General features: G+C 56.2%; 7 protein-coding genes and 1 rRNA gene. 3 read left to right on the top strand and 5 right to left on the bottom strand.

Annotated features, from left to right (window positions below; all coding sequences use genetic code 11):
- Positions 1 to 145 precede the first annotated feature (145 nt).
- Positions 146 to 505, top strand: a complete 360-nt coding sequence (locus BBD46_RS06755) for a hypothetical protein (protein WP_071400970.1) — start codon at positions 146 to 148, stop codon at positions 503 to 505.
- Between the two features lie 159 nt (positions 506 to 664).
- A complete protein-coding gene (locus BBD46_RS06750; RefSeq protein WP_071400969.1) occupies positions 665 to 910 on the top strand; it encodes a DUF7127 family protein in 246 nt (81 codons plus the stop codon).
- 677 nt (positions 911 to 1587) lie between these two features.
- Here BBD46_RS06750 and BBD46_RS06745 read toward each other — a convergent pair.
- The 5 genes from BBD46_RS06745 to BBD46_RS06725 form a co-directional block, all read right to left on the bottom strand.
- On the bottom strand, positions 1588 to 2814 hold the full coding sequence (locus tag BBD46_RS06745; RefSeq protein ID WP_071400968.1) for a Cdc6/Cdc18 family protein: 1227 nt from the start codon (positions 2812 to 2814) through the stop codon (positions 1588 to 1590).
- 1591 nt (positions 2815 to 4405) lie between these two features.
- The gene (locus BBD46_RS06740) at positions 4406 to 7177 is read right to left on the bottom strand and encodes an efflux RND transporter permease subunit (RefSeq protein ID WP_071400967.1); all 2772 of its coding nucleotides are present in this window, start codon (positions 7175 to 7177) and stop codon (positions 4406 to 4408) included.
- 223 nt (positions 7178 to 7400) lie between these two features.
- Positions 7401 to 7679: a DUF7521 family protein gene (locus BBD46_RS06735; protein ID WP_071400966.1), complete on the bottom strand. Its 279-nt coding sequence runs from the start codon at positions 7677 to 7679 to the stop codon at positions 7401 to 7403.
- On the bottom strand, positions 7676 to 8146 hold the full coding sequence (locus BBD46_RS06730; protein WP_071400965.1) for a winged helix-turn-helix domain-containing protein: 471 nt from the start codon (positions 8144 to 8146) through the stop codon (positions 7676 to 7678). The genes BBD46_RS06735 and BBD46_RS06730 overlap by 4 nt, the downstream gene beginning before the upstream one ends.
- Positions 8147 to 9034: 888 nt before the next feature.
- Positions 9035 to 9868 carry a ParA family protein gene (locus tag BBD46_RS06725; RefSeq protein WP_071400964.1) on the bottom strand — a complete coding sequence of 278 codons (834 nt, stop codon included), beginning with the start codon at positions 9866 to 9868 and terminating at the stop codon, positions 9035 to 9037.
- 675 nt (positions 9869 to 10543) lie between these two features.
- On the opposite strand from BBD46_RS06725, the gene BBD46_RS06720 reads away from it, so the two are divergent.
- Positions 10544 to 12015 (top strand): 16S ribosomal RNA (locus BBD46_RS06720).
- Positions 12016 to 12019: the final 4 nt, after the last annotated feature.

Below are 12019 nucleotides of genomic sequence, written 5' to 3'. Positions count from 1 at the left end.
ACAACTGATTGATAGCAGAGAAGGTGACTCGACGATGATGGGAAAGCCGGGAGACAAAAGCGGCGAAAGTGGCCGTGTGAGACAGTCACAGTAGCGTAGGCAAGGTCAACACGTAATTCCTGTACCCCCCAATGGAGAACTACAGATGGGAGTTGAAACAGTTCGACGACTGAATCTCGATCCGCCAGAATCGCCCCCGTTGCGAGTCGCCTTTCTCTCGTTATGGTTTATCGACATGGTCGCTGCAACGTTGTTTTTCGTCGTCCCCTATGCCAACGAACTCAATCCGGTGACTGTCCTATTCTTCGAATCTCTCGGCTTTGCAGGCGTTCCGCTGGCAGCGAGCCTCTATGCGGTGATTATTATGGGAATCGGCCACCTCCTCTCACATCCCCGAGATATCCAGTTCATTGGAACGATGGTCGCGCTGTACACGTTGTTCGTCGTGAACAACGTCCTGCTCCTCGTCTCAGGAGAGCCACTCGTTGCGATTCTGGGAGTGTAGGATACCCGCGCTGTCGGTTATCGATCTATCGACTCTAATGTATCCAGTCGCAAGTGGACAAACAGAGTCACAACCGACCGAAAAACACCCCACCGGACACAGAACCGAGGTGGCATGTTCGTGCACGGTACTTACGATTGCTGCCCGCCAACACGGAGTATGGAAACACCACCAGAGCTAGAAGCAGCAGCGGGAGAACAGGACGAGATTACGATCACGAACCGCCAGTACGACGAAGAACAGGTTATCGCCGTCGACTTCGGACAAGTCGCTGGCCAACCGACGCTCGATATCGTCGGCGAAACGGCAATCGTCGTCATCGATGGGGCTCAGTTCGAATTCGGCATCCCGACCGACGCAAACGAGGTGAAAATAAACGATGGGATTCTAACAATCAGAGATTGACGAAGAGCATCACGAGTGCTGGAGACGCTCTGTCGGTACTATTCGTCCTCGTCGATTTCCTCACCTTGTCGACGCACCCCAGCCCTGATCGGTAGCTCCGGGATAATCAACTTCGAAACATAGCAGACACTCGGACACAGCGGGAATCTAACCCAGCAGATACCCCCACGCAGCAGGCACCCTAACAGAATAGATACGCTAACGCAGCAGGCACCCAACACAGAAGACACACCAACGAAACAGCACGGACCACACTAGGTTTCCGGTGAAACAGTCATCAGGGCCGCCACAGCGACCACCGGGTACTCGAGTCCCCCTCTTCAAAACAAGTCAGTTCGAAGCACCGACCCTGAATCGAACAACCCACGAAAAGCAACTATAGAGAACAATTACCATCCGTTTTCACCGGAAATGGGGTGTGCTCAGGAGGGAAAGGCAGTATTCTCGGCTGCGAAGAGAACACAGAGCGACAGGACACCGGGTTTCCGGTAAAACGGATTCGGCGTACGGCTACCCACACCACATTTCCGGTGAACGGACACGAGATGAGGTACGGTCACAGTGGTGAGAAGAGGACACCAGGTTTCCGGTGGAATCGTCCGACTTGCGGTCGGCTTCCGATAGGTGAGAACGGAGTTCACGGAACACAATCGCGGAACACAACTGCTGAGAGAGTGCTACTCGACAGTGTCGGCTAAAACGTCTCGAACAACTTCCGGGTCCTCGAGAAGCGTGTGCTCGGTATAGCTCCCTTCCGCGCTCCCGCCGCTGTGGCGCGATTGCTCGAGGATATCCAGAAACGCGTGTTCTTTGAGCAAGTCACGAACGCGACGAAGCGACAGTGTGTCGGCACCCTCCTGCCGGCAGATCTGTTCGTAGACGTCGTAGATCCGCGTCGTTCGAAAGCCATCGTTCTCGCCAGCGGAATCACTGTACGCTCCGTCGGGGCGGTGTTCGAGCGAGAGAACCGTCAACGCCTGGAGGACGTACCGGGAGTGGGGCGTCGAGCCGCGGATGAGTTCACGGAACCGATCGACTTCCGCGCGTTCACGAGCCTGAACGACGAACTCCTCGCGAACAGTAGCCGCCCCCTCGGCCTGTGCAATTTCGCCGGCGTAGCGTAGAATGTCGATCGCCTTTCGGGCGTCACCGTGCTCCCGCGCTGCGAGTGCGGCCGCTCGCGGGATCACCGCGTCCTGGAGGACACCGTCGCGAAACGCATCATTGCGCGCCGCCATGATGTTGTTCAACTGGCTCGCGTTGTACGGCGGGAAGACGAACTCGCGTTCACAGAGGCTCGATTTGACCCGCTCGTCCATTCGATCCTTGTACTTGATTTTGTTACTGATGCCGATCACACCGATCTTGCAGTCGGTTACTTTCCCAGCCTCGCCGGCCCGAGAAAGTTGCATCAAAATCGCGTCGTCCTCGAGTTTGTCGATCTCGTCGAGGATGATGAGTGCGACGTCGTACTCCCTGTTGAGAATACGCCAGAGACGCTTGTAGTAGGTCGCTGTGCTAATCCCCTTATCTGGAATGTAGATCTCAGTCGCGTCGGTGTTGACCGAGCTCGCGATCGTTTGGACGGCCTGGGTTTCGGTCGTGTCCTGTGCACAGTCGACGTAGGCAAAGACCGCGCTGACACCTTCCTCTTCTGCCGTATCGACGAGGCGTCGGGAGACGTACTTGGCACACAACGACTTTCCGGTACCGGTTTTGCCGTAGATGAGAACGTTGCTGGGGCTCTGACCGAAAATCGCGGGGTTGACCGCGTTCGCGAGCTGCCCGATCTCTTCGTCCCGACCGACGATCCGCCCCTCATCGGGAAGGTGACTGATCTCGAGGAGTTCCTTGTTGACGAAGATCGGATCCTCCCGAATGAAGAGGTCGTCGGACTCAGACATATACCTTGGACACCGTGTTTCCGGTGAATCATCTTGAACGTTTCGTCACCGATGGCACCGGGAATCACGCCGAGACACCTGGAAATTACGCCAGTGCACCTAGTAGCAGCGATGCGAAAGAACGAGTAGATACCACACCTGTCGGACCCAGTAGCACAGTTCACGTAAGCACCGAGTTCGGTGGATTCAGAGAGGCAGTTCTCGCAGAGGGACAGTACTCGAGTCCTCCACGTGAGTACACACAAATGAGAGCGGGATCTGGTGTGGTGAGACGAGGCGACGAACGAAGGGTGAATGTGGGTTGGCACACACACACACCGGGTTTCCGGTGAAATGGGGTGAAATGGTGTGGTGGGTGCAGTGGAAACGGGGGTAGTGGAAGGCAAGCGGAGAGAAAAAAGTTGGTCGCAGACAAGAGTGCAGCACTGATCACAGGCAAAAGTACAGCGCAGAGATAAAGATCGGGGCACAAAATAACAGGAGAATAGCAGTGATCGGGAGAAACAAAATTCAAAGGCTCAAAATTCAATGATCAGGAGCAGGATTCAAAGGTACAGAATTCGAAAAACGATCAAGTAAGAAGCGGTCAGTCAAGATTGGAGTTTCTTCGGAAGATCTCTGAGATACAGAAGTGGGCGGGAAAGGTGAAGAAGTGGGATAGAGGTATGAAATGGAGAACTACGAGATGGAGAACTGACGTGGAGCAGTTCTTTTGGAATAAGAGAGCTTTATGCGACGATGTCTCAATAAGCGTTTGCGACTGAATCAATGGACTTTACTCCTATCTATGTTATATATCTATCTATCCCTCCCCATCAACTTTTGAGAGAAATAGAAGAATACAAGAGATGTTAGGGAACTCCTCAGCCCATTTCACCGGAAACCCGGTGTGTGTGTCCGATGTGTATTCAATACGGGTTCAATATCTGTCTGTCCTATCACCATCTCTTTCTGCAACCCCTGTTTTTGCAGTCTCTGTTTCTGTTCCCACCACCTTTCCTTTCCACATCGGCAGTCTTTCCTTCTCCTCTCCCGTCGATCATCTCAACACTCCAACGGCAACTCGATGGTTCTTTCACCGGAAATCCGGTGTGTCTGTCTTTAGGGTGGCAACGTCTGCGGAACCTTCGCAACGTCTATAAAACCTACTTCTGATACTTCTCTCCGGAGGAGACGAGTTAACCTCCAGAGGAGACGATCCAATGTCGTGGTGGATCGGGCTATCTGCAGTCTCGTATCGTATCCGGCACGCTACAGTGTCGCGGCCGATACCAACGAGGGAACTACCGAGGTTTCACTCACCGTACCGATCATAGCTGTCCAACTCACAATGTCCAACTCAAAAGCGAGTATCACCGAACAGGTGAATGAACGGAGTGACCCTTCTTAGGGCCCGGTATTCACCGGAAACCCGGTGTGTTCGTGTTCCGGGCGCTGTCAGCGGTTCCAGTCGTTGCCCCACTTTGAGACTAGCACATTTGAGATTGGAACTCGAGTACACTCACATCTCTCCTGTGAATGCCGTTTGGTCACTCTCCCGTGTAGCCTCTCCTTCACGTATAGTTTCTCATTCACGTGCAGCCTCTCGTTTTCATAGGTGTTGCTCCTCACGGTCTCTGCGTTCGAGTGCCTCGAGGAGTCGCGCTCGAAGCACGAGCAAACACGGCAAGACCGTCAGACACGCGACCAGCGCGAAGATGATACTGAGTCCGGTGACGAGTCCGAAGCGGCGAAGCGGTGGCGAAAGTGAGAGTGCGAGAACGCCGAACCCGGCTGCTGTCGTCGCCGCACTTCCCAGGAGCGCACCGCCGGTCCCGGTTATTGTCGCCCTCACTGCTTCGGAAAGTGGCGTTCCGTTTGTGCGCTCGTCGATGAATCGTTCGCTGACGTGAATACTGTAGTCGACACCGAGACCGATCGCGAGGCTCGTCATCACGACCGTCTCAGTGTTGAACGGGACGTCGAGGAGTGCCATCGCACCGAGGAGCCACGCCAGTGCTACGACGACCGGTGCAAGTGTGAGTGCGCCAAGCGATGGTGCTCGGTGGCGAACCCAGTAGAGGAGCGTCAGGAAGACGAGGATCACGACGACGGTGATCGTGAACGCCTGAACGAGCGTCTCGAGGAGCGCATCCTGGACGACGGCAGTCGTCACAACACCGCCGGTTGCAGTTGCCGTTACAGGAGCCGAACTCGAAATCGCCGCTGCAACAGTCTTCGTATCCGATGCGACGCTCTGTGACGCGGCATCGCTACGAACGGAGAGGAGCAGTCGTGCTGACTCGTACTCGCCGTCATCTGTCCGGTAGAGCACCGATGCGGCCGCTTCTTCGTCTGCATCGAACAGGATGTCGTAGAACCCGTCGACGTCCTCGTCGGGAAGTCCGTTTCCGGTCGCGTCTCGCTGTTCGAGCTCGGATGCAACCGTCTCGTTCTCCGCGCTGAGCGACGCGATGAGTGTCTGTGGGCCATCGATCGCTGCAGTTCCGTCGGCGCGAACGTCAATCGTCGTGTTCGCGTCTGTACTATTCTCTCCATCCACTCCTCCGCCGCCATCTCCATCTTCTCCTCCACCTCCAACGGTCGCAGTAGCGCTCCGTACTGCGGTGAGCGTTTCCGGATCGGTTACATCACCCTGTATCAGTATCTGTGACTGTGAGTCCGGGCCGTGATCTGCGAAGTGTTCACCAAGGTACGACAGATCGTCGCTCACCGTGTAGGTGTCCGGAGCAAGCGGTCCGGGAAGTGCCTTCGCCCACTCTGGTGCGTCTTCCGGCAGGAAGTCAGCCTGGTTGAACTCCGTATCCAGCCCGGTTGCACCGTACGCCCCCGCACTCGCAAGCAAGAACGCGACGACAATCACGCCGACCGGGGCCGTTCGAACGAGTGAGACGATGCGCTCGAGTGCACCGTGAACGATGCCGGCGTCCATTCCGAACGGCTGCTTCGCGCGCGTCCGGTCGAACCGCTTCTCGAGTTGCTCGTCGATCTCGGTTTTCACTGCGGGCACGAACGCACCGAAGGCGATGAACGTCGCGAGAATGCCGCTTGCGCTCAACACTGCGAAGTTCTGGATGGCGGGCAGTGGACTGACGACGTTCGAGAAGAACCCGACGCCGGTCGAGACCGTCGCGGCAGCGAGTGCGAGGACGACGCCGGCGAACCCGCGGCGCATGCCGTCAGCGGCCGTCACTGCTGTCTCGGTGGTCGTAACTGCTGCGTCGTTCCCCGCTACAGCCGCACTCTGTGCAGGCCCACCACCTCTCGCTTCTCGGTACCGCATTACGACGTGTAACGAGTAGTCGATGGATAACCCGACCAGCAAGAACGGTACGGCAATCAGCATCGAATCGCCGGGTATCGCGAGCCAGCCCTGAACCCCACCGATCCAGGCCATCACGACCCCGATTCCGAGGAATCCGATGAGTACGTCGACGAGGTCACGATACGTGACTGCGAGGACGAACAACACCAACACGAACGCGACGGGCGTGATGATCGCGAAACTGTCGCCAACTGCGCTCGCACTCGCGGCGTCGGTGATCCCCTCACCGAAGACGAAGCCATCGTCGAAGCGCTCCTCGAACACCGATTCGATCGCTAGCTGTGCGTCGGCGACGACGGGTGCCGTTTCGCCGTCACTCGTCCCGTCAGTTGTCCCGCTCGGTCCGCTATCTGTTCCGCTCGGTCCACCATCTGTCCCGTCATCCCCCTCGTGGAACAACAACACGAGTCGGGATTCAGACTCGACAGAACCGGGTTCGTACGAGGTCGGAAGGAACGCATACGGATCGTCGCCGCCTCGCAGCTCCTGCTCCTGCTCCTGCTCCGGATCCGGATCCGGGTCCAAAACCCTCCCCAGCAACCCTTCGACTTCTTCAGCAGACCGGGACTCGAGTGCCTGCCGTTGCTCCTCGAGTGTCGGCTCGCTGGTATCGTGTGCGCCGTTTGCATCACTCCCAACCGCGCGATCCTCGAAGACGGCGACCGTCGCGACGACGTTTTCGAGGCCGACTGTGCCGTTCTCTTCCAGGGTCTGATTAATCGACTCTGTCTCCTGAAGCTCTTGTTGAAACCGGAGTCCTTCGAGTAGCGACTCGCGGGTGAGAACGTCACCACCATCGTCTCGAACGACAACCTGGGTGAGCGGCTGCGTGTCGGCTGCGTAGGTTTCTTCGATCTCCTCGAGTGCTGCCGTTTCCGGTGAGTCAACATCAAATTGAGCACCATCGTCATCGACTGGGTCATCACCCAGCACGATACCGGCCGCCACGACAGCGGTCAGCAGGAGCACGAAGACGATGATCCATCGCCGGTACGAAATAACTGCATCCGCATATCGATTCGAGAGCGTTTCGCTCATCAATCACCTCTCCGTATGGTGTAACTAAGGAGTCACTGTGGGGTCCCACGTGGTGGGACAACCGGTTCCGTGGTTCTGTGGATGAACCGGCTCTGTAGACGACCCAGTTATGTAGACGACCTGGTTCTGTGAACGAGGTGGTAACTGTAGCAGAGCGTTCTGGTCGCACGTGGTCCAAACACGTGGTCTACACTCCAGCAGTACGTTCAGTGTGGTAGCACGTTCAGTATCCGTACAATGCGTAGATCATCACCAGGAATCCACTGCAGATAATCAGACTCTCCAGTAGCATTCCCGCTGTAACTGAGATGCCGACGATGTGATGCAAGAACCCGACCAGGAACGTCCCGACTGTGATGATCACGAACCCGATCGAAAAGTACTGTAGCCCATCGATTTGGGTCCGAACGTAGGCTCGATATGCGAGCAGCGCAACGATACCTCCCAGTACGAGGACCGTGAGTTTGACGACGGCGAGCAGTGTCGTCAGTAGCTCCGTCATGATTCTCGTTTCATTTCTGTCCAGAAGGTAGCCATGCGATCTTCCGGCTGTTCTGCCGGCCGTTTCACCTGTACGGTAAATTCGTCTGCATCGTCGATTCCGACGGCAATCGTCGTGAAATTTCGCTCGTACAGGGTCGCATTTGGACCATCACGTCGAACTTCAGTGTATTCCTCGACGAGTGCTGCCTCGCGAAGTAGGTCTAACTTGCGGTACATCGTCGAACTGGGTACGTCACACTCCTCACAGAGCGCAGTTGCTGCTTTCGGTTCGTCGAGGGCCGTCAGTATCTGCCGACAGGTGTCGTCGTCGAGGGTTTGCAGTACGGTTTCGACAGGCGGTTGCTCTTCATCGGGGGTGTCGTCGGCCGACGATGATTCGTGGTCCATGTCGAACGCTGCCGTCTCTTTGTCGTTTGCTGCGGGGATCAGACAGAGTCGATCCCACGATACGTGCTTTTTCGTCATGTCTGTAGGGTCCCCGCCCTCTGAAATTCTCGACGTACCTGACACGTCTGGACTCTCTGAGAACCCTGTAGCCGCTGAACGGAACTGACCCACCTCATCGGATCACCTGTTGCGGGTACTGTCGGAGTTCTCCTGTTCCCGCAACGAGACGTGACTGAACTGGTTCGTAGACAGCGGCAGTAGCGTGGCTGTGAGCCTGCCTATAGAGACACCCGCAAACCCTGATCGCAGATACCCTGTCAACAGCGGGGCGTGTTCCAACACAAACAGCACGAACTGCACACATGTTCTTCTCCACTCGTATTCATCAGTGCAGGATTATAGGCCTCGTGGGTGTTCCCAAGATGTAGGACTAGTAGCCGTCTTGCGTCTTCGATCAGGGAACTGTCCGATTTGCTGACCGCCGACTCTGTTCTCGAGTTGTGTTCTCCGTCTACTGCGTTTCTGAATCTGGTTTGCCGACAATTTCTCCGCCGCTTTCTCTGTCTGACAGCACTGTCATTCCCGCGCCATCACAGCAGCCATCCGGATGCCCAATCGGCTGTATTGTACCGCCATCCCGTTCAATCGCTGCATAGGCTGTTCCACAGCCATCGCACATTGCTGCAACTTTCCGTTGGTTGTTCCCCTTCTCCATTAGCCATTCCAGGACACCAGCGTACTTAGTGCTCTCGCCTGTTGTCTCGTTCGTACTCACAGTATTTCGCTTTCGTGTCTCCCACTTCGACATCACTCACTTTCACACCCTTCACTTTCGTGCGTCTCTCCTTCTTTTCACCTCAAATACACACCTCTCCTTCCTATCCCCAGCACTTTCTCACTCTTTACCGCTGCTGGTCCTTGATACTAGTCTGCCCTCGGTACGAATCTCTGGTCGACAGATCCCTCTCAAATCGATTCCCGTGCCTCGTCCTCGATCGTCGCTGCCAGCGCGGCAAAGCGATCGAGCATATCCACGGACGAATCGTAGGCTGCAAGTGGAACTCCCTCTCGATACGACCGCCGGAAGGCAACCCGCTCACGAATCCCTGGCCCAGGCCCCGGCGACTCGTATGCAGTTGCTCTCGCAAACGACGGGAGATACGACTCGAACTGGCTGTCCTCGAGTGCGTTCAAGACGTGTTTCTCCTCATTGTCTCCTTTCACTCGGTTTGGCACGATCGCAAGAATTTCGACGGGGTCGGATTCTGAGAGCCGTCCATTGAGGACGAACAACTGATTCGTTACCGTCCGGAGGAGCGCATCAGCGCTTGGCTTCGACAACTGCATCGGAACCACCACCTGCCGCGTCGCAACCACCGCAGCGTTCGATACCGGGCCGATCGTCGGCGGCGCATCGAAGACCACCCAATCGTAGGTCGACTCGAGTGGAGCAACGATCTGTCGGTAGAACGCTGCCTCGCCGTTGTCGGCTTCGTAGAGTTCGTGACTAACGCGCTGGAGTCTCCTATTCGACGGAACGAGATCGAACTGATTCGGCCCAGAGACAGTTCTGATTACGTCTGTTGGTGTTGTTGGATCGTCCTCGTCGAGTACGTGTTTCAGATATGTATCCGCTGTATACGCGTCGTTGCAGCCAACACCATCGGTGGCACTCCCCTGGGGATCGACATCAACTAGAAGTACATCGTTTCCCGCTGCTGCGAGTCGCTCTGCGAGATTGATTGCGACTGTCGTCTTTCCAACTCCGCCTTTTTGTAGCGTTACTGTTACTCCGTTCATCGATTACCTGCAGCTCACGTTCGTGCTGCGACACAGCCTCTAACTGATTGTTATTTCACTGACTACATTCTCTGGCTACGCTATTCACATAGATTTTCTGTAGCCTCTAGTCTTTTCTGGCTATTCGCCGTTTCACTCTCACTTGGAGTGATTCTGTTCTAAATTGTATCTTTCCCTACCCTGTACTAGTTGCCGATTTTCACAGATCGGTTCATATTGAACGCTGTCTGACTATGGACGGTTCACCCGTCTGCCCGTACACGGGTGCGTATCAACTAGATGTATATATCGCCAAGCCTTTTTCACCTGTATAGAGAGAACGTTGCACCTGTGGTAGTGGTTGCTACCCGTTTCACAGTGGCGTCCACCAAATCGTATCGCCATGACCGGCTCTTTCATTGAACACTGTTCTATTCTGCCACGCGTGGCACTCCCTGTCTGTGACGGTTCAGTTCGTAGGCCTTAAGTAGTGGTCGGGCACTACAGTATAGTAGACGGAAGATGAGGATCTCACCCCTGCGGTCCGCCGTACAGATGGGATCTGATGTGAGCTTCGACAGTTCGGTGACGCCCGATCGGTTCACGATCGTGGCTGGTCACCGAACGTGGACCCATGTGTGAGTGCACGAGACATAGCATTCACCGCCAACCCCCCAGCCTTGCGCTGGGGAGACCATTCCGGTTGATCCTGCCGGAGGTCATTGCTATTGGAGTCCGATTTAGCCATGCTAGTTGTACGAGTTCAGGCTCGTAGCAGATAGCTCAGTAACACGTGGCCAAACTACCCTATGGATCCAGACAACCTCGGGAAACTGAGGCTAATCTGGAATAGGGCTCTCATCCTGGAGTGGAGAGAGCCTGAAATGCTCCGGCGCCATAGGATGTGGCTGCGGCCGATTAGGTAGACGGTGGGGTAACGGCCCACCGTGCCAGTAATCGGTACGGGTTGTGAGAGCAAGAGCCCGGAGACGGTATCTGAGACAAGATACCGGGCCCTACGGGGCGCAGCAGGCGCGAAACCTTTACACTGCACGCCAGTGCGATAAGGGGACTCCAAGTGCGAGGGCATATAGTCCTCGCTTTTTGCGACCGTAAGGTGGTCGCGGAATAAGTGCTGGGCAAGACCGGTGCCAGCCGCCGCGGTAATACCGGCAGCACGAGTGATGACCGCTGTTATTGGGCCTAAAGCGTCCGTAGCTGGCCGCGCAAGTCTATCGGGAAATCTCTCCGCTTAACGGAGAGGCGTCCGGTGGAAACTGTGTGGCTTGGGACCGGAAGACCAGAGGGGTACGTCTGGGGTAGGAGTGAAATCCCGTAATCCTGGACGGACCACCGGTGGCGAAAGCGCCTCTGGAAGACGGATCCGACGGTGAGGGACGAAAGCTCGGGTCACGAACCGGATTAGATACCCGGGTAGTCCGAGCTGTAAACGATGTCTGCTAGGTGTGACACAGGCTACGAGCCTGTGTTGTGCCGTAGGGAAGCCGTGAAGCAGACCGCCTGGGAAGTACGTCCGCAAGGATGAAACTTAAAGGAATTGGCGGGGGAGCACTACAACCGGAGGAGCCTGCGGTTTAATTGGACTCAACGCCGGACATCTCACCAGCATCGACAATGTGCAGTGACGGTCAGTGTGATGAGCTTACCTGAGCCATTGAGAGGAGGTGCATGGCCGCCGTCAGCTCGTACCGTGAGGCGTCCTGTTAAGTCAGGCAACGAGCGAGACCCGCACTCCTAATTGCCAGCAACACCCTTGTGGTGGTTGGGTACATTAGGAGGACTGCCAGTGCCAAACTGGAGGAAGGAACGGGCAACGGTAGGTCAGTATGCCCCGAATGTGCTGGGCGACACGCGGGCTACAATGGCCACGACAGTGGGATGCAACGCCGAAAGGCGACGCTAATCTCCGAAACGTGGTCGTAGTTCGGATTGAGGGCTGAAACTCGCCCTCATGAAGCTGGATTCGGTAGTAATCGCGCCTCAGAAGGGCGCGGTGAATACGTCCCTGCTCCTTGCACACACCGCCCGTCAAAGCACCCGAGTGGGGTCCGGATGAGGCCCGGTTTCCGGGTCGAATCTGGGCTCCGCAAGGGGGCTTAAGTCGTAACAAGGTAGCCGTAGGGGAATCTGCGGCTGGATCACCTCCACAGA

The sequence above is a fragment of the Natrialba sp. SSL1 genome, from assembly GCF_001861355.1.
GTDB lineage: Archaea > Halobacteriota > Halobacteria > Halobacteriales > Natrialbaceae > Natrialba.
Note: the sequence above shows the minus strand (reverse complement) of the source record. Positions and strands in the feature narration are given on the sequence as shown.